Source organism: Microbacterium sp., from assembly GCF_047607225.1.
GTDB lineage: Bacteria > Actinomycetota > Actinomycetes > Actinomycetales > Microbacteriaceae > Microbacterium.
In genome coordinates this window covers 17,156-34,623 of record NZ_JASGDO010000068.1, presented here as the reverse complement: position 1 = coordinate 34,623, position 17,468 = coordinate 17,156, and the positions used below count along the sequence as shown (strand labels likewise).

At 68.0% G+C, this 17,468-nt stretch carries 22 protein-coding genes and 1 tRNA gene; 15 read left to right on the top strand and 8 right to left on the bottom strand.

The window, feature by feature from the left end:
- The 12 genes from QM591_RS14085 to QM591_RS14030 all read left to right on the top strand — a co-directional run.
- On the top strand, positions 1-857 hold an 857-nt coding region (locus QM591_RS14085), incomplete at its 5' end, for a hypothetical protein (RefSeq protein WP_415133130.1).
- A complete protein-coding gene (locus QM591_RS14080) occupies positions 851-1,759 on the top strand; it encodes a hypothetical protein (protein ID WP_415133128.1) in 909 nt (302 codons plus the stop codon). The genes QM591_RS14085 and QM591_RS14080, both read left to right, overlap by 7 nt.
- Positions 1,759-2,829 (top strand): Gp37-like protein, encoded by a 1,071-nt coding sequence (locus QM591_RS14075; protein WP_415133125.1) that lies wholly within the window; start codon positions 1,759-1,761, stop codon positions 2,827-2,829. Before QM591_RS14080 ends, QM591_RS14075 begins: the two co-directional genes overlap by 1 nt.
- A gap of 3 nt (positions 2,830-2,832) precedes the next feature.
- On the top strand, positions 2,833-3,927 hold the full coding sequence (locus QM591_RS14070; RefSeq protein WP_415133123.1) for a hypothetical protein: 1,095 nt from the start codon (positions 2,833-2,835) through the stop codon (positions 3,925-3,927).
- A gap of 64 nt (positions 3,928-3,991) precedes the next feature.
- Entirely contained in the window at positions 3,992-4,843 is an 852-nt protein-coding gene (locus tag QM591_RS14065) for an SH3 domain-containing protein (RefSeq protein WP_415133121.1), read from the top strand.
- The gene (locus tag QM591_RS14060; protein WP_415133119.1) at positions 4,840-5,259 is read left to right on the top strand and encodes a hypothetical protein; all 420 of its coding nucleotides are present in this window, start codon (positions 4,840-4,842) and stop codon (positions 5,257-5,259) included. Before QM591_RS14065 ends, QM591_RS14060 begins: the two co-directional genes overlap by 4 nt.
- Positions 5,256-5,561, top strand: coding sequence for a hypothetical protein (locus tag QM591_RS14055; RefSeq protein WP_415133117.1), 306 nt, complete (start codon positions 5,256-5,258; stop codon positions 5,559-5,561). The genes QM591_RS14060 and QM591_RS14055 overlap by 4 nt, the downstream gene beginning before the upstream one ends.
- The gene (locus QM591_RS14050; RefSeq protein WP_415133115.1) at positions 5,558-5,860 is read left to right on the top strand and encodes a hypothetical protein; all 303 of its coding nucleotides are present in this window, start codon (positions 5,558-5,560) and stop codon (positions 5,858-5,860) included. The genes QM591_RS14055 and QM591_RS14050 overlap by 4 nt, the downstream gene beginning before the upstream one ends.
- The gene (locus tag QM591_RS14045) at positions 5,860-7,038 is read left to right on the top strand and encodes a hypothetical protein (protein ID WP_415133113.1); all 1,179 of its coding nucleotides are present in this window, start codon (positions 5,860-5,862) and stop codon (positions 7,036-7,038) included. The genes QM591_RS14050 and QM591_RS14045 overlap by 1 nt, the downstream gene beginning before the upstream one ends.
- Positions 7,035-8,924 carry a right-handed parallel beta-helix repeat-containing protein gene (locus tag QM591_RS14040; RefSeq protein WP_415133111.1) on the top strand — a complete coding sequence of 630 codons (1,890 nt, stop codon included), beginning with the start codon at positions 7,035-7,037 and terminating at the stop codon, positions 8,922-8,924. The genes QM591_RS14045 and QM591_RS14040 overlap by 4 nt, the downstream gene beginning before the upstream one ends.
- 2 nt (positions 8,925-8,926) lie before the next feature.
- Complete coding sequence (locus QM591_RS14035; RefSeq protein ID WP_415133109.1) at positions 8,927-9,835, top strand: hypothetical protein; 909 nt, start codon at positions 8,927-8,929, stop codon at positions 9,833-9,835.
- The gene (locus QM591_RS14030; protein ID WP_415133107.1) at positions 9,832-10,068 is read left to right on the top strand and encodes a hypothetical protein; all 237 of its coding nucleotides are present in this window, start codon (positions 9,832-9,834) and stop codon (positions 10,066-10,068) included. The genes QM591_RS14035 and QM591_RS14030 overlap by 4 nt, the downstream gene beginning before the upstream one ends.
- A 70-nt stretch (positions 10,069-10,138) precedes the next feature.
- Here the strand turns inward: QM591_RS14030 and QM591_RS14025 are convergent, their stop codons facing one another.
- Positions 10,139-10,414 (bottom strand): hypothetical protein, encoded by a 276-nt coding sequence (locus QM591_RS14025; RefSeq protein WP_415133105.1) that lies wholly within the window; start codon positions 10,412-10,414, stop codon positions 10,139-10,141.
- 10 nt (positions 10,415-10,424) lie between these two features.
- Positions 10,425-10,742, bottom strand: coding sequence for a hypothetical protein (locus QM591_RS14020; protein WP_415133103.1), 318 nt, complete (start codon positions 10,740-10,742; stop codon positions 10,425-10,427).
- Positions 10,743-10,921: 179 nt separating this feature from the next.
- Here QM591_RS14020 and QM591_RS14015 point away from each other — a divergent pair, with 179 nt between their 5' ends.
- Positions 10,922-11,092: a hypothetical protein gene (locus QM591_RS14015; protein WP_415133101.1), complete on the top strand. Its 171-nt coding sequence runs from the start codon at positions 10,922-10,924 to the stop codon at positions 11,090-11,092.
- A gap of 2 nt (positions 11,093-11,094) precedes the next feature.
- Here QM591_RS14015 and QM591_RS14010 read toward each other — a convergent pair whose 3' ends face one another.
- The 3 genes from QM591_RS14010 to def all read right to left on the bottom strand — a co-directional run bounded on the left by QM591_RS14010 (position 11,095) and on the right by def (position 13,503).
- Complete coding sequence (locus QM591_RS14010; protein ID WP_415133099.1) at positions 11,095-11,919, bottom strand: tyrosine-type recombinase/integrase; 825 nt, start codon at positions 11,917-11,919, stop codon at positions 11,095-11,097.
- A gap of 106 nt (positions 11,920-12,025) precedes the next feature.
- Complete coding sequence (locus tag QM591_RS14005) at positions 12,026-12,187, bottom strand: hypothetical protein (protein WP_415133097.1); 162 nt, start codon at positions 12,185-12,187, stop codon at positions 12,026-12,028.
- 749 nt (positions 12,188-12,936) lie between these two features.
- Positions 12,937-13,503, bottom strand: coding sequence for a peptide deformylase (gene def / locus QM591_RS14000; protein ID WP_415133095.1), 567 nt, complete (start codon positions 13,501-13,503; stop codon positions 12,937-12,939).
- A 47-nt stretch (positions 13,504-13,550) separates the two neighbouring features.
- Here def and QM591_RS13995 point away from each other — a divergent pair, with 47 nt between their 5' ends.
- Positions 13,551-14,633, top strand: coding sequence for a DMT family transporter (locus QM591_RS13995; RefSeq protein ID WP_415133132.1), 1,083 nt, complete (start codon positions 13,551-13,553; stop codon positions 14,631-14,633).
- Between the two features lie 61 nt (positions 14,634-14,694).
- Positions 14,695-14,768, top strand: a tRNA-Ile gene (locus tag QM591_RS13990).
- Positions 14,769-14,963: 195 nt separating this feature from the next.
- On the opposite strand, the gene QM591_RS13985 is transcribed toward QM591_RS13990, so the two are convergent.
- The 3 genes from QM591_RS13985 to QM591_RS13975 all read right to left on the bottom strand — a co-directional run bounded on the left by QM591_RS13985 (position 14,964) and on the right by QM591_RS13975 (position 17,364).
- Entirely contained in the window at positions 14,964-16,439 is a 1,476-nt protein-coding gene (locus QM591_RS13985; protein ID WP_415133093.1) for a PTS ascorbate transporter subunit IIC, read from the bottom strand.
- Positions 16,440-16,594: 155 nt separating this feature from the next.
- Positions 16,595-16,867 (bottom strand): PTS sugar transporter subunit IIB, encoded by a 273-nt coding sequence (locus tag QM591_RS13980; protein ID WP_415133091.1) that lies wholly within the window; start codon positions 16,865-16,867, stop codon positions 16,595-16,597.
- On the bottom strand, positions 16,864-17,364 hold the full coding sequence (locus tag QM591_RS13975; protein ID WP_415133089.1) for a PTS sugar transporter subunit IIA: 501 nt from the start codon (positions 17,362-17,364) through the stop codon (positions 16,864-16,866). The genes QM591_RS13980 and QM591_RS13975 overlap by 4 nt, the downstream gene beginning before the upstream one ends.
- Positions 17,365-17,468: the final 104 nt, after the last annotated feature.

The following is a 17,468-nucleotide window of genomic DNA, read 5'->3' as shown; positions in this document are numbered from 1 at the left end:
CGAAGACGGAGACCCGCTCGAAGGTGCAGAAGCAGTCGGTCACGGTCGGCGGCCGCACGTACCAGTTCGAGGGCGTGTCGACTGAGGAGGTCACGACCAAGCCGACGGCCGGCTCGTTCCTGGCTGGGACGAAGGCGGCGGAGGCGCGGATCAAGGGCTTCGGCGACAAGCTGAAGCGCCTCGCGGACAAGAAGTTCGACCCGAAGCTGCTCGAGGAGCTCGCGCTGCTGGGCGTGGAGAACGGGGAGCCGATCGCGGACGCGCTGCTGGGTGCGACGGCGTCGCAGGTGTCTCAGATCAACGCGTCGTACGGGAACATCGGGTCCCTGTCGGCGGTGGCGGGTCAGACCGTCGCGGACGCGAACTTCGCGGCTCTGATCACGGAGGCGCAGAAGGACCGTGACGCGGCGAAGAAGAACGCGGACGACATCAAGAAGAAGCTCGAGACGGAGACGACTCGGATCATCTCGAAGATCACCGACGCGCTGAAGGCGGGCGTGAAGAAGGCCGGCGGTGGTCCGATCATCGGCCCGGGCACGTCCACGTCGGATTCGATCCAGGCGTGGCTGTCGAACGGTGAGAACGTGTGGGACGCGGCGTCGGTGGACCGGTGGGGTGGGCAGGGGAACGTGGAGCGTCTGAAGAGGATGCGTCCCACGTCGCCGCAGTTCACCTATCAGGGGCCGCCGGCGTCCGGGTTCGACTCGGCTCCTCAGGTCGTGATGCCGTCGACGCTCGTCGTTCGTGACCAGGATGGTGCGCTGATCGGGCGGATGCGTGTCGAAGCGGACCGGCAGATGACGGGGCGCTTGTCTCACGCGATGCAAGGTCTCGGGCAGGAGGTTGCCGAATGGTGATCGTACTCGCGTCCCCGACGCCTGTCGTCGCTCCCGACGGTTCGTCCGTCGAGATGACGTGGACAGGGTGGGACGGGTCAGTGTGGTCACTGCACGACGGCATCCAGGGAGTGATGATGGAGGCCCGCGGGCTCGTTGGCCTCCACAACCCTCCGATCACGAAGTTCGAGTCGCAGGCTCGGGGGATCCCCGGGTCTCGGCTGCGGGGGTGGCGTGCGGGGAAGCGTCCCGTGAAGTGGCCTGTGATGGTCGAGCGCCGCTCCCGCGCCGAGGACTGGTTCACCGCGTACGACGCGTTCTTCAACTCGATCCACCCGCTCAACGAGGGCGTGTGGGCGGTGACCGTCAACGGGCACACCCGCACCCTCCGCCTCACGGGCGAGTTCGACGGGGACCACGCGTACCAGGTCGACCCGCTGCTGCTCGAGTGGGCGCAGTACGACGTCGTCCTCGAGGCGGCGCAGCCGTTCTGGGAGGGCGAGAAGATCGCCCCGGACCCGTGGAGCGCGGGAGAGCCCGTGGACTTCATCGACGAGGACGGGGCGCCGAGCTTCCACCTGTCGGAGTCGTCGACGTTCGCGAACGCGACGGTCGACAACCCGGGCGACGTGGACGCGTTCCCCGTGTGGACGTTCCGGGGCCCGTTCGACGAGGTGTCGGTCACCGTCGACGGGAAGACGCTCGCGGTGCCGTTCGAGCTGGTGGAGGGGAGCGTGCTGCGCGTGGACACGGACCCTCGACGCCTGTCCGCCGTCCTCGATGGTGTCGATGCGCGCCGGGATCTCGGGTTCCAGTCGTACGGTCCGGTGCCGGCGAAGGGCACGTCGAAGATCACGATCGGCGCGTCCGGGACGGGGTCGGTGGCGATGGAGCTCACTCCGCTGTACTTCCGGGCGTTCTGATGATTGAGTTCGAGTTCCTCGACGGTGCCAGAGCGTTCCGCAGGCAGCCGTACCCGGCCCGCTGCGTCGTTGATCTGCTGTGGAACGACGTGTCTACCGCGACGCTCACGTTCGACGACGACAGCGACGTGTGGGACGTCCTGGACGACGACACGCGTGTGCGGGCGCATCGCTCCGGCGAGGTCCTGATGACCGGCGCGTTGTCGAAGAAGGGCGGGAAGGGTCCGGTCGGGCAGGGCACGATCGTGTTCGCTGACGACTTCGCCGACCTGAAGAACCTCGGGTGGCCGAACCCGGCGGCGGCGATCACCGCGCAGACCTCGGAGTTCGCCCGCTACACGGGACCGGTCGAGACGGTCGTGAAGGCGGTCGCGGCGGGCTTGTCGGCTCGGTTGGGTTACGGGTGGACGATCCCACCGTCGACGGGTCTCGGGTCTCCTCGCACGGTCCGCGCCGAGTTCCGCATGCACCCGCTGTTCGACCGGCTCGTGGAGCTCGTGAAGGCGGAGCGGCTGACGTGGTCGCTGATCGACGGGGTGATGGACGTCACCCGTGGGAAGACGCACACGAACCAGCTCACTGTCGACTCGGGTCTCATCGAGTCGTACGAGTGGGAGTACACGGCGCCGACAGCGACCCGCGTGATCGTCGGGGACGGGGAGAGCGGCACGAGCCGCACCTTCGGCCGGTTCATCGACACGGCGCGTGAGGCGCAGTGGAAGCGGATCCGTGAGGTGTTCAAGGATGCGGGCACGTCGACGGGGCAGGACCTCGCGACCGACGCGGCCGAGGTCCTCGCCGCCGGCGCACCCACCGCGGCGGTGTCGGTCGACCTCAACGAGGGCGAGTGGTTCCAGTACGGCGAGTACCACCTCGGCGACCTCGTGCCGCTGAAGCTCGGGTCGCTGGAAACGACCGACGTGATCAGCCAAGTCACCTTCACTGATGACCCCGAGAACGGGGAGACCGTGAAGCCGCACATCGGCACCCTGCAGGTGTCTCAAGAGGGCCAACTGATGGCCGCGATCAGCAAGATGGCGCGCGGGCTGCGCGCGCAGGGGAGGCGGTGAGCCGTGGCGATCACGTCGAAGGGCTATGAGAAGGACATCAACTACACCGACTGGGCGGCGATCACCTCGCACCTCGGCGGCACGTACGGGGTGTTCGGGGGTCCCGGTTCGCTGGCGGCGACCGCCGGCTCCGGCGACCGGCAGGTGGTCATCGCGCCCGGTGAGGCCGGCGGCGCGGGCATCCTGGACAACATCGACTCGCCGGTCACGGTGTCCGGTGCTGCGGTGTCGTCGGGGTCCCGGTGGGACATGATCGTGCTCCGCCGCGAGTGGGGGGCCGTGAAGGCGACAACGGTCGCGATCAAGACAGGCAGCGCATCGAAGGCGCTCCCGTCACGCGCGGTCGGCCCGGGCGCCCTCGACGAGCAGCCGTTGTGGCTGGTGCGGTTCACCGCCGGGCAGACGGCGCCGCAGGAGTTCGTCGACCTTCGCGTGTGGCATGGCGACGGCGGGTTCTTCGCGAACGACCTCCTCGTGCGGAACTACATGAGCCGCGTGGGCACGCAGCTCCGGATCGGTGCGAGCGTGTGGACGCGGATCCTGTCGGGCGGCGTCGCGGTGTGGTTCGAGACGAAAGACGAGCCGCTGATCCCGTACTCGCGGCTCACCGGCGTCCCGGACCCGGCCGAGATCAAGTCCGGCGTGCAGTTCCTCCGCGTCGGGTCGGACAACGCGGGACCCCGCCTGTACGCGCCCCGCTCGCTCATCTATGACCGCACGTACACCAAGGTGAACCCCGGGTCATTCGAGGAGTCGCTGGTCGTCGTGACGCCGGCGGGCACGCTCGGACGGATGGCGTACCCGATCGGTATCGCTGGTGGCGGCACCGGCGCGAGTACGCGGATGGAAGCGCTGTTCAACCTGGGCGTGTTCGCCGACGAGTGGTCCGGGCAGCGCCTCAATGCGGGGCAGAGCAGGGAGTACACGATCTCGCTCCCCGGCAACAACACCCGATACTCGGTCATCGCTCAGCCGTCGCAGCGGAACCTCGGGATCCAGTGGGTGAGGACGTCGAACATGATCACGATCAAGGTGTTCAACGAGACATCGACCGCGATGGACTTCTCGCTCAGTTTCCAGGCGATGCTCCCGACCTGATCGGGTCCGCCCTCACTTTCACCGCCCCCGCAGCGCCGGGGGCTTTCGCATGTCTGGAGGCATGATGTCCGCTCTGCTCGCCGCGTTCTACAAGTCGCGTGTGTCTCGGAAGTTCTGGGCCTTCGGGCTCGCCTACACGATCGTCCGGTACCGGCACATCGGGATCGACATCGCGACGACCGGGGACGTGCCGGCGCTGCGTGCCGGGCGCGTGGTCCGGGTCCGGAAGACCTCGACGATGGGGTACGTCGTCGTGGTGCAGGTCGGGCTGCTGTTCTTCGCGTACTGCCACCTGTCGTCGCAGAAGCTCCCGAAGGTCGGCGACAAGGTGAAGGCAGGGGAGGTCATCGGCCGGCTCGCGTGGAGCGGTAACCCCCGCTCTGAGGGGTACGGCGGCACCCTGTGGAACGGTCAGCACCTGCACCTGGTGGTCACCACCCACGCCGACGGCGCCTACCAGCGGGTGGGCGCGTCGTACTTCGACCCGGCGCCGCTGATCCGCGACACGCTCACGATCCCCACGCAGCGGACCGCGCAGGTGGCGACGTCGTCGACGAAGGTGTACGCGGCGCCCGACACGGATGCGCCGGCGCTGCGGATCCTCCGCAAGGACGAGAAGGTCTCCACGGTCGGCGCGAAGGTCGGCAAGTTCGAGCGGATCATCGTCGACGGCGCGATTGGCTACGTGCTCGCGTCCCGGCTGATCTGGCGGTTCCGGACGGTGAACACGCCCGGGTCGCGTCTGAACTACCGCAACGTGCCGCAGGACGTGAAGGGCTCGAAGGTGCTCGGCGCGCTGAAGCACGGGACGAAGGTCGAGATCCTCGGCACCGACTCCAACACGGAGTCGTCGAAGTGGGCGTGGATCCGCGTCGGCGGCGAGAAGGTGTGGGTCTCGCGGAAGTTCCTGAAGTGATCCTACGGGTTCGTCGGCTGTGGGACTCGATCACCGAGCCCCGGCACATGAAGGCCGCGTACTTCGTGCTGTACACGGTGCTCACCGGCACCGGCATCGCGACGTTGCTCGTCCCGCCGACGTCCATCGCCGGCGAGCTCGGGCAGCCGCTCTCGGTCGCGTGGTCCGTGTTCTGGATCCTCGGCGGCTTCGGGGGGATGCTGACCGTCTTCCCCGGGTGGTGGTGGGCGGAGCGCCTGTCGATCGTCCTGATGTGGGCCGGGTTCGCGATCTACGGCCTCGTCGTGTTCTCTCTGCACTTCACGTCCAGCGGATCCCGGCTCACTCAGTTCGGGGTGATCGTGTTCGCGTCGGGGGTCGGCTACATCCGGTGGCTTCAGATCCGGAAGTACAGCTTCGAGCCCCGGGGGACGTGATGGAGCAGACCCAGATCATCACCCTCATCCTCACCTCGACCGTCGTCGGCGGCATCGTCATGAAGCTGTTCGACGTGACCCGCGACGCGATCGCCGGTCACCTGCAGAAGCGGCGGGCGGAGGTCGACAAGGCGATCGCGGAGCGCAACAAGGCGCGCGCGGATCGCGACTGGTGGGAGCGGTGGGCGGACGTCCTCGAGGAGTCCCTGCGGATCCACCGCCGCCAGATGATCGACGCGCCCTGCCTCGACGTCGACGACATGCCTCCGTACCCATCCCGTCCCAGCAAGGAGAAGTCATGACCAACGAGATCGTTCCCCCGGAAGTGAAGCTCGCCGCCAAGCGCGCCGCCGCTAAGACTGCCGCGCAGGCCGCGCGGGGTGCTGGCGCCGCGATCGTCGGCACGATCGGGCTGTCCGTGCTCGGCGTCGACTGGCTCGCCGTCGCCGCCACGGCCGGCGCCAGCCTGATCACCGTCGCGTGGGCGGCCGCCGACGCGTACCTCGACAAGATCCACAACGGGATCCCCGTCGAGTACGTCGCCGCTGGTCTCGTCGAGAGCGACGACGCCGCTGCGGATGAGTCCGCAGGGGAGGGGTGATGGCAGACTACTTCGACCTGAACCTCGCGATCGACCCGGCGACGAACACGATCATCGCGGGCGCGACGTTCCAGGCGTACCTCCCCACGGACCTGTCCCGGTCGACGCCGCTGGCCGTGTTCGAGGCGACGTCGGGCGCGGCACTGTCCGCGCTCGTCTCTTCCCCGACGGGCGTGCTCCCGCAGTTCCGGGTGGAGGGCGACCCGACGGAGATCATCCTGAAGTCGGGCGGGTTCGAGACGCGTCTGACGTCCGTGTTCGGCCGGAAGGGCGAGCCGGGTAAGTCGGCGTACGAGTCCGCCGTGGAGGGCGGCTTCGTGGGCGACGAGGCGACGTTCTACGAGTACCTGTCGAAGGTCGGCCGCGTGATCCAGTCCGCGACGATCGACCCGGAGACCGGGCACCTGGTGATCACCACCCAGGACGGGGACACGTTCGATGCCGGTGTCGCGCAGGGCGCGGCCGGCGGCGACGGCGTGAGCATCGTGTCGGTGAACGTCTCCGACGGGAACCTCATGGTGGGCCTGTCGAACGGGGAGACCGTCAACGCTGGCGCGCTCCCCGCGGGCCCGCCGGTGCCGGTCATCGGGTCGACGTCGGGCCAGGTGTACACGTCGACCGGTCCGGGGTCGGCGCCGATCTGGGCGAACCCGACCGGAGGCTCCGGGATCATCGGAGCTCCGACGACGTGGCCGTCCGAGTTCCCGCCCGCGAACCATGTGCAGGACGTCGGCACTCTCCGCGACGGCACGTCCGTGCTCTCCGCTCAGGTGCTCTCACTGCTCCGTGCGGACGACGCGGCCGCGGCTCGCGCGGCGATCGGTGCGGGCACGGGCGACGGGTCATCGAACCTCGCGCTCGGCACGACGGGGTCGACCGCGGCGCGCGGCGACCACACGCACCCGGCGTCCGCGATCACGTTCACCCCGGGTGGGGGAGTGACCGCAACAGACGTGCAGGCCGCGATCGTGCAGGCCGCGGCGCTCGGCGGTGGTGGAGGCTCCTCGTCTCTGCTCGGTGGCCTCGCGGTCATGATCTGGGACGACGGGTGGCCGTCACGCGTGTCCGGGGCGGTGCTGGGGCTGTGGCTGTCGCCGCACACCGACATCGCGACCGAGCCCGACATGCCCGATGGGGACATGTGGATCGCGTCGAAGGCGACTCTGGAGGCGATGTGACCGCGCTGCTAATCCGCCAGAAGGACGGGAGCCTGTCGGGCATCGGCCTGCCGGTGTACTCCCACGCGGAGTACGGGGCCCGTGACGGGGCGTACCCGGTGCCGGCGGGTGCCGTGTTCGTGTCGACGACGGGCAACGACTCGACCGGGTCGGGGACGCTCGCGGCGCCGTACGCGTCGATCAAGAAGGCGCTCAGCGTGACCGCGGCCGGTGGGACCGTCGTGGTCCGCGGTGGCTCCTACCATGAGGGCGGCACGCAGGTCAGTGGCCTCGGGAACGGGTTCACGTTCCCCGCGTCGAACATCACCCTGCAGCCCTACCCGGGTGAGGAAGTGTGGTTCGACGGGTCCGTGGTCGTCACCGGGTGGGCGTCGTACGACTCGGGGAAGTGGCGGGCGCCGTTCGCGCACACCCTCGACCGGGCGCCGACGCAGGTCCGTGGGGAGACGTCGTCTTCGTACGGGTCGTTCATCATGTCGACGTATCCGATCGCGCATTGGCCGGAGATGGTGCTCCTCGACGGGGTGCCGTTGACGCAGGTGCGGACGCTCGCGGAGGTCGGTCCGGGGAAGTTCTTCGTCGAAGGCTCCTACCCCAACAGCTCGGGCACGAACCGGAACATGTTCGCGTCGACGGCGTACGTCATCGGCGACAACCCGGCCGGGAAGGAAGTCCGGATCGCGAAGCTGTCCCGCGCCGGCTCGAGCAGCCGGTCCGGGACGCGGATCCGGGGGATCGGGTTCCGCCGCTACGCGAACACGATGCCCGACTTCGGGTGCCTGTACATCGACGCGGCCGGCGTGACGATCGAGAACTGCACCTTCGAGGACATGTCTGACTACGCCGTGCACCTCACGGGCCTCGCGCCGGTGATCCGCCGCAACACGTTCCGACGGATCGGGCGGAAGGGCGTCGGCCTGAACTACGCCGACGGCGGGCTGGTGGAGTGGAACCTGTTCCAGCAGACCAACTTCCGCCGGTTCAACTACGGCCCCGATGGGGGAGCGATCAAGGTCGGCCGGTCCTGGGATCTCACGATCCGCACGAACCGGTTCATCGACAACCGGGGACACGGCGTCTGGTACGACGAGTCCTGCTACCGCGGGAAGGTGCACGGGAACTGGTTCACCGGGAACTACGGCACGGGCGTGCTATACGAGATCGGGGACTCGGCGCTGATCGTCGACAACATCTTCGTCGACAACGGCATCTACTCCACCGACACCCCGTCCGGCCGCCGCCCCCACAACTGCCCCGCGATCGACATCAAGGGGTCGAACCGGTGCCGCGCCTGGTTCAACACGATCATCAACGCCGAACGCGGAGTGATGTTCAGTCAGGGGTGGCGGTTCCCGTTCGGTGAGGGGTCGTTCGGTCGGGACCCGCGGCAGCCGGCGTCGTTCTACGAGTCGGACATGACGTGGGACTTCCGGTCGGGTGAGTTCTGCAACAACGCGATCATCGGCGCCGCCGGGATCGACCAGGTGCAGTCGTCGATGATGGCGTTCTACGACGAGAACAACGTCAAGAGCAGCAGCGAGTTCGGGGTGAAGTTCGAGGGGAACCTCTACGCCCGCCCCGACGGCACCCACCCGGCGCGGTTCGTGCTCGGGTGGAAGTCCCCGGCGGGGCAGACGGTCGTCTACTTCACCCCGACCGGCGCGCCCTACAACGACACCGTCCCGTGGAACACCGCCACCGGCGACAAGGGGTCGAGGTGGGCGACGGTCACCGCACCGTTCACCAGCCGCCCCGTCGGCGCGTTGTCGGCGCTCGCGCTGGCCGGGACCACCCCGGCGGCCCCGATCCCCAGCGACGTGCGAGCTCTGCTCGACGTGTCCCCGTTCACCCGGCAGCCCCTCGGCGCCGGCTTCAGCAAGGAGTAGCCATGACACGGTTCTTCAACACGCATGACGGTGGCACCGCTGACACGGCGATCACCGTCGCGAACAGTGGCGGCGCGTCCGGCACCGCGTTCTCCGCGATCGGTGGGACGGGCAGCCCGACGTACAAGGCGGCCGCGGCGATGCACGGGGCGCTCGGGTGGCAGACGGGCGCGACGGCCGCCGCGGAGTACTTCACGTCCGACGTGACCGCCGCGGCCGGTGTCGCGGCGCGCGTGTACTTCCGGCTGGACGCGCTGCCTGGCACCGACTTCCACCTGCTGCGATTCATGAACGGCTCCACCCGTCTCGTGTCGTGGCACGTGAACGCGGCGAACAAGCTGCGGTTGTCGGACGCGTCGGGCACGTCGGGCGTGTGGACGGCGGCGAACGCGCTGCTCGCGAACACCTGGTACCGGCTCGAGCTGTACGCGAAGCCGGGCACCACGTCGAGCAACGGGGTCATCAAGGGCGCCTACTACCTGGGCGACTCGACGACACCGGTGGAGACGATCTACTCGTCGACGACCGCGAACGTGGGGACCAGCACCACGATCGACAAGATCCAGCGGGGGAAGATCACCGCGACCGCGACGGCCGCGAAGTTCGACTCACACGCGTGGGACGACAACGCGTCGGATCTGATCGGCCCGTTCAGCAACCCGCTCGACACCCCCGAACCGGTGGTGACGGGGTACGTGAATCCGACGACGATCGCGGGGACGGATGGGACGGCGACGGTGACGTGGGCGGCGGTGTCCGGCGCGGTCCGTTACGACGCGATGATCGCGCACACGGCTGAGCCTCTGCAGGGCGACTTCACGCTGAAGCAGACGGGTGTGACCTCGCCGTACACGTTCACGGGTCTCGGCGCGGGGACGCACGCGCTGGGGATCATCGCGAGGTCGGCATGACCGACTCCCTGATCGGGTACACGGTCGTCGGCCTCGCCGACCCTCCACCCCCGGGGGACTCCCAGGTCGGCTACGCGGTGGTGTCCCTGCTCCCACCGGCCGGAACGGGGGACTCGCTCGTCGGGTTCACGACCGTGACCCTCACCCACCCCCACCTCCCGATCGCGGTGAAGACCGCGACCGGACTCGACTTCGTCCGCATCCTGACGAAGACCCCAACCGGCTTCGAGTGAAGCCATCCCCATGAGACAGCCCCTCCCTTCGCTTCGGCGCGGGAGGGGCTGTTTCGTTGTTTCCGGGGTCCTAGTCGGCGCGGACGCTGAGCATCTGCCACCCGTCGGGCACGAGCGCATCGAGCTGCTCCCTCGTGGGCGCTTCGATCTCCCGTACCTGGTCGCGGCGCGCGATCGTCGCGACGGCCGTGAGCTTCGTCGAGCCCTTGATCATCGTCACCGGCGCCGACAGCAGCTCCCACCCCGCCGGCGTCGCCTTCCGCGCGGCCTGCTCAATCTCGGCGAGTGAGTGACCTTCGAGGTCGATGGTGCGGATCTCGACGAGGCGGATGCGTGCGGCGGGCATACGGTCCAGCCTAGGAGGCGGTGATCTCGTCGACGGCCCCGACCCACACCCAGCAGCGGTGGGTCTGCTCCCCGATGGTGAACATGATCCCGACCGCCGAGGGCGTCCACCGGGCGGCGACCGCGTCGACCTGGACGGGCACGTTCCCAAACCTCACCCACGCCCGCACCCGACGGTGGGGCTTCGGGTCAACGGTGAGCGGCATCTCATCGAGGCGGAGCTCGGTGTCGGTGAGCGACTGCAGGGGAGCGTCCCGCGCGATCGTCTGCAGCACCCGTTCATTCATCTGCCGGTCGACGGCGTCCGCATAGCGCCTGTTCGTTCCCATGACCGTGGGATCCCTCCTGTTCCCCGGCCGGTGATCATCGTACGCGGCGACCACCGACAAATGCCCCAGAGAGCGCCCCACCGGGCTCACCCCATGTCAGGGTGGCCGGGTGGGGCGTTTCGTGCGTCCACGGGTCTGATACGGACGCCTGCACGTGGTTACGCCGCTAGGCTCCCCGCATGGACAACGTTCTGTGGATCATCGGCGGGGCGCTCGTCTCGCTCATGGCTCTGTACTTCATCGTCTACTGGGCCGTGCTCGCCGCTCTCCGGGAGCATTCCGTGTGGCAGCTCGAGGGCGGTGCGGAGAAGGCGCTCCGGATCCGCAAGGAGAACAACGGCGAGGCGTAGCGTCACGCCGCGACCCGGTCGTCGAACCGGGGCCGGATCACTGTTGCCGCCGCCACCCTTCGCAGCGCCTCCGCGTCGAGGTGAAGGTATCGCTGTGTAGTCGCGAGTGACGCGTGACCGAGCATCGCCTGAACCGCGCGAATGTCCTTCGTCGCGTTGTATGCCGCCGTCGCGCCAGCGTGGCGCAGAGCGTGCGGGTTGTAGCCGGTGAGCCGGTAGATGATCTTGTGCACCGACTGAGGATGCAGATGAGGTCCGGTGAGCCCGCGGAAGTAGAAGCCGGCCCCCTGCTCATACTCGAGCGCTCGCAACGCGGCGAGGAGTTCGGTGTTGACGCCGACCATCCGTTCCTTGTCACCCTTCCCGATGATGCGGAGCATGTCGCCTTCGCGGTGCCGCGTGTGCAGAGTCGTCAACTCTGTGAGCCGCAGACAGGCGTAGCGCGCGAGCAGCACCATCGCGCGCTGCGAAGCCGTCGCTCTCGCGAGAGCTCTCTCGATCGCCTCATCGGTCGCGACTCGCGGCACTCTCACCGGCACCCGCACGGATTCGACGTCGCGCGTCGGATCATCCAGCCGGAGTCCCTTCCGCACGGCGAAGGCGTAGAACAGCCGCCACGACGACAGGGCCGACTTCCTAGTCTCAGGAGCGTCGTCGCGGCGCCGGAACAGCAGACGTTCGATGTCGTCGCATGTCGCCGTGAGCGGGTCCACCGATCGGGCGAGCTCGCGCACGTACCGCATGCGGAGCTTCACTGTGCCGGCTGATCGACTGGTCGACAGCATCCACTGCTCGAAAGCGTCGACGGGGTCGGAGTGTAGGGGCATGTCTCTCCTTCGAGACTCGGCCCCCGGGCTCACACGATCGTCACGGTACGGGAACGGGATGACCTCCGCTACCACGCCACTGCCTCGACCGTGAGCAGCGCGACGCTCACTGACGGGATCCTCGCGCCGCCGCGATCTTCTCGATCGTCTTCCACACCGCGAGGTAGTCCTCGCCGAGCGCCATCTGGTCCCGCACGAGCTTGTCGAGCGCGACCCGCACTTCGTGGACCATCTGAGGCTCGTCAGGGGTCTGTCCAGTGGTGATCATCGTCCACCCCCGATCGCGACGATCGGGGCCGGCGTGACGGCTCGGAGGGGCTGGCCGAAGTCAACCGGGATGACGTTGCCCGTCATGAAACCGATAGGTTCTTGGTTCGAGTCCAAGCCGGGGAGCCAAACGGCTTCGAGCTCCACCTCGAGGCCGTTTCTCTTTGCCTCGACGACGCCGGGAGCCTTCGCATAGATCTCCTCTACTGCACCACGGCGTCGTTGTGGTGACGCCTCGCGGCAGGAGCGCTAGCGTGAGGTCATGGCTTCGATTCGCTGGCGGAGGATAGGGATCGTCGCTGTGCTTATCGGTGGTCTGGGACTGTGTCTGACCGCCACGGCCCTTCGATGGTCCATCTGGGTTCTCCCCGCAGTGATCGGAGTTGGGCTGCTTCTCATCGCGGCACTCTCTGTTTCCAGACCTCATCGCACGGGAACGCCCGAGCTCTACGCCTCGGATGAGTACTCCGACGCCCAACTGGGGCGCGGTCGACCCACTCACCCCTACCAGGATCCAGAGGCAGCATCGCAGATCGGCGCGGCGCTGCCGGCTGATCCGCTGCGGCTACCGGACACACCATTCAGTCAGAGCTGAGAGGCGGCCTTCGGTCGTCCGTTCATCGCTCCCCGTGGCACCCGAGATCTCTCCTGTGGGAAGAATGACACGACGGGCGCGTACCAGCCGGCTGTTCCCTCCTCCGTGCTGCGTGATCGTTCGGCACGGGCGACGCGGTCGGCCCTGTGAACGCGTCAGGCCTCCAGGTCGTCCACTCCCGGCATCCACGAGAGCCCCGGACGCCCCCACCCGCGCTTCCGCGCGATCTTCTGCATGGTCTTCGCGTCGGAGCCGCTCAAGCGGTCGATGTAGAGCACGCCGTCGAGGTGGTCGAACTCGTGCTGCATGATGCGTGCGCGCCAGCCATCGACCTCGATACGGACCGGAGCGCCGTCGAGATCGATGCCGGTGACGAGGACGGCGTCGGACCGGCGGAGCGGGAAACGCTCCCCGGGCACGGAAAGGCAACCCTCGGACTCTTCGTCGGGGTCCGGTTCACCCGGCTCCAGCGGACGCATCCACAGTTCCGGATTCAGGATGACACCGCGCCACGGCGCACCCGCGTCGTCCTCGTAGCTATACGTGTAGATGCGGAGCCCGACGCCGACCTGCGGCGCCGCGAGACCCACCCCGGGAGCCGCATCCATCGTCTCGAACATGTCGGCCACGAGCTGACGCACCTCGTCGTCGACCTCGCCGACGGGACTGGCGGGAGCGTGCAGGACGGGATCGCCCATGATGCGAATCGGGAGAACAGCCACGTCCTCAGCCTATCCAGGCGCGCTGCCGTTAGTGTCGAGGGGTGGGAATCGCGGAGCTTGCCATCGATGACCTCACCGAGGAACTCGTGGGGGTCTTTCGCGACCCCGGGATCCTCATCGGCATCCCGCTCGCCCTCCTCGGTGCCGTGTTCATGTCGTTCGGCGCCCAGTACCAGCACCGCGGCGTGCAGAAGGTCGAGCGCCTGACGAAGGTCGATGGCGGCACCGGTCTCACCGGTGGGCAGCTCCTCAACCTCCTGCGCCGTCCGTCGTGGGTCGTCGGCACTCTCATGCTGGGCCTCGCCATCGTCTGCCAGCTCGCGGCGCTCACCTACGCCCCCCTCATCCTGGTGCAGCCCCTCGGGGCCGTCTCACTGGTCATCACGACACTCCTCAACGCACGGATCTCGGGGCACCGTCCCACCCGCCGTTCCATCGCGGCCATCACCATGTGCGTCGGCGGCATCCTCGTCTTCGTCACCATCGCAGCCCTGTACGCCACCGAGACGCCCATCTCAGACGGACAGCTCATCACGGTGCTGATCATCCTCGCGGCGGTCGTGCTGGTCCTCTCGGGGCTGTGGGCCTGGCTCCGCCACCGCATGGGCGCACTCTTCTACATCGTCGCCGCGGGCATCGTCTACGGCTTCGTGGCGACGCTCGCCAAGGTCGTCATCAGCCGGATCTCTTCGGGCGATTTCGAGTGGCTCACACTGCTGTGTGTCGCCGCCCTCCTGGCTGGGACCGCGGTCGGCGCGTACTTCGTGCAGACGGCGTATGCGTCGGGCCCGCCCGATCTCGTCATCGCGGGACTGACGGTGGTCGACCCCATGATCGCCATCGTGATCGGGCTCGTCGTGCTGCGCGAGGCGGAGGGTGCGCCCTTCGGGGCCTACATCGGATTCGCCGCGGCGGGTGCTCTGGCGGTCGCCGGCGTGTTCCAGCTCGCTCGTTATCACCCCGAGGTCGTGAGCAACAGCCAGGAGATCCCCATCACGAGGGGGAGCAGCGGCTCACCCTCCGATGTGCCGACGACGAAGACCGGCTCGATCCGCATCACCGAGGCCGTGTCGAAGGTCTGGCCCGACCCTCCCGTCGATGACGACAAGGATCTCCGGCCGCGCCGGTAGACCCACGACGGTAAGCTCGGGGGGAGCGGCCCAGTGGCCGTGGCCGGCGTTCACGCCGGGAGGGGCGGTGGCCAAGCTGGTCAAGGCAGCGGGCTCATAACCCGACGATCGTGGGTTCAAGTCCCACCCGCCCTACACGCTCGATGACCCGCCTCACTACCGAGTCACGCGGCGAGGTCATTGACGAGACGCAGCGAACCGGCTCTGCGGACCTCGACCGCATGAGTAACGGGGACCCTCGGCCGCAGCGACTCCGACGGTGCAGAACGAGAGACCGCCCTCCCCGTCGACGGTGTCAGCGGGGAGGGCGGTCGGCGTGAAAGGTCTCGCTTACTTTGAGTCCGCCTTCGCGGCTGCGGCCTCGGCCGCAAAACGGTCGTCACGAGCCTTGCCGGGTACCCAGCCGGTGTCGACGACACGACGCTGGAAGACCGACGCTCCCACCACGAGCGCTGCGGCGATGACCACGCTGAGGATCGCGCCGACGATCGGTCCGCCGATGAACCCGGCGCCGATGAGCGAACCGAACCAGCCGAAGTCGGCGTCACCGAACGTGGAGTTCGCGAATCCGAGCTCACCGAACACGAGCAGCAGGAGAGCGGGAAGGATCGTGATCAGGATGCCGTTGACGAACCCGCCGACGACCGCACCGATACGACCGCCCGTCGCGTTGCCGAAGACCCCCGCGCCGCCACCGGTGAAGAAGTGCGGAACCATACCCGGAAGGATCAGCGCGAGACCGAACACCGGGTTCAGCCACGCGGCGATCACGGCGAGGGTCAGCAGACCACCGGCAAACGAGGAGATGAAACCGATCAGCACCGCGTTGGCGCCGTAGGGGAACACGATCGGGATGTCCAGAGCCGGCTTGGCCCCGGGGACGACCTTCTCGGCGATGCCCTGGAAGGCGGGCACGAGCTCACCGAGCACGGTGCGCACACCGAAGAGGATGACGGCCACACCCACTCCGAACTGCAGCGCCTGGGCGAAGGCCGCCATGATGTAGGCGCCCGCGTCCGCCGAACCGAAGATGGCGAGGGCATCTGCCTGCGGGAGCACGATGAGGCCCCAGATCGCGAAGACCCAGTAGATGAGGACCATCGAGAGCGCGGTGGCGACCATCGAGTCGCGCAGGAAGCGCAGACCCTGCGGGAAGTTGATCTCCTCGGTCGAGCGGCTGCGACGTCCGGTCGCCTGTCCGGCGGCACCGGCGGCGATGTAGCCGAGCGTGCCGAAGTGGCCGATGGCGATGGAGTCGTCGCCGGTGATCTTGCGCATCCACGGCTGCGCGAAGGCGGGCATGACGACCATGATGACGCCGAGGAGCACAGCGCCCAGCGGCACGACGAGCCAGCCCAGCTCCGCACCGAGACCGGTGGAGATCACGACGGTGAGCATGATCGACATGAACACCATGTGGTGACCGGTGAGGAAGATGTAGCGCAGCGGAGTGAAGCGCGCGAGCAGCAGCATCACGATGAATCCGAGGACCAGGACGTACGCGCCCTGCGTGCCGTACTTCTCGGACGCCAAGGCGGTGATGACCTCGTTGGTGGGGATGACGCCCTGTGCACCGGTGACCTTGAGGATGAGGTCGCCGAGCGGGGTGAGCGAGCCGACCACGACGCCGGCGCCGGCGCCGAGGATCAGGAAGCCCATCGCGGCCTTCAGACCGCCGCCGATGACCTGTCCGGTGTTGCGCTTGAGCGCGATCAGACCGATCGCGGTGATGATGCCGATGAGGTAGGCGGGAACGTTGAGGATCTGCTTCCCGATGAAGTCGAGGATGGCGACGAGCCACTCCATTGTGGGGTTCCTTTCTGCAACGGAGGCGGGATGCCTCCCTGAATGACGGGATCGCGGGCGCGAGGAAGCGCCGCGGGTGGAGCGACCACGATGCCGTGGCCGTGGGACGGTGCAGAGGAGTCCCCGCACCGATGATCTCTGGGCTCAGGCCCGACTCACTCGAGTGCGGCGCTGATCTTCTGCGTCACCTCGTCGACGCTCGTGAAGTTGTTGATCACGACGACCGTGGCGGGCACCTCGCCGAGTTCTTCAACGAGGTCGGCGGACGTGAGCACGAGGTTGGCGGTGCGAGCAGCTCCGCGGGCCGTGCCGATGTCGGCCGCCTCCACATCGGCGTCGACACCGAGTGAGCGCAGCGCCTTTTCGGCGTTCATCTTCAGGAGCACGGAGGTTCCGATACCCATTCCGCAGACCGTGACGATCTTCATACGTGTTCCCCTTCCGTGGAGTTGAGCAACTCCGTGGTCGTTTCCGGCGCATGGTGGGCATGCATCCGCTGTCGGAGGTCGGCGGGCGAGTCGGCCGCCAGGAGGTCGGCGAGCAGCGCCTCGTCCGAGATGGTGGTCGCGAGTTGGGACATCATTCCGATGTGCCCGTCGTGGTCGGTCGCCGCAAGACCGAGCACGAGGCGTACGGGGTCGTTCTCCTCGTGTCCGAAGGGAACGGGATCGGCCAGCGTCACCCAGCTGATGCCGGTACGCTGCACCGCCGGCGAGGGGCGCGAATGCGCCAGGGCGATGCCCGGAGCGATGACGATGTAGGGGCCGAGTCGTTCGACGGTCTCGATCATCTCCCCGGTGTAGGCCGGGATCGTCGCTCCGGTGGCGACCAGGCACTCGCCCGCGAGTGTGATCGCTTCGCGCCAATCGGCGGCGTGTGCCTGCGTGCGGATGGCCTCTTCGGGAAGCCAATCGGCCAAACTCATCCGTCCTCCTGTGGTCGTCGCAAGTGGAGCTCGCGGTAGGTCAGCGCCCACGATAGCGAGATTCGCGCCTTTTGTACAGTACTGATCTAAAGATCGCGGAGGAA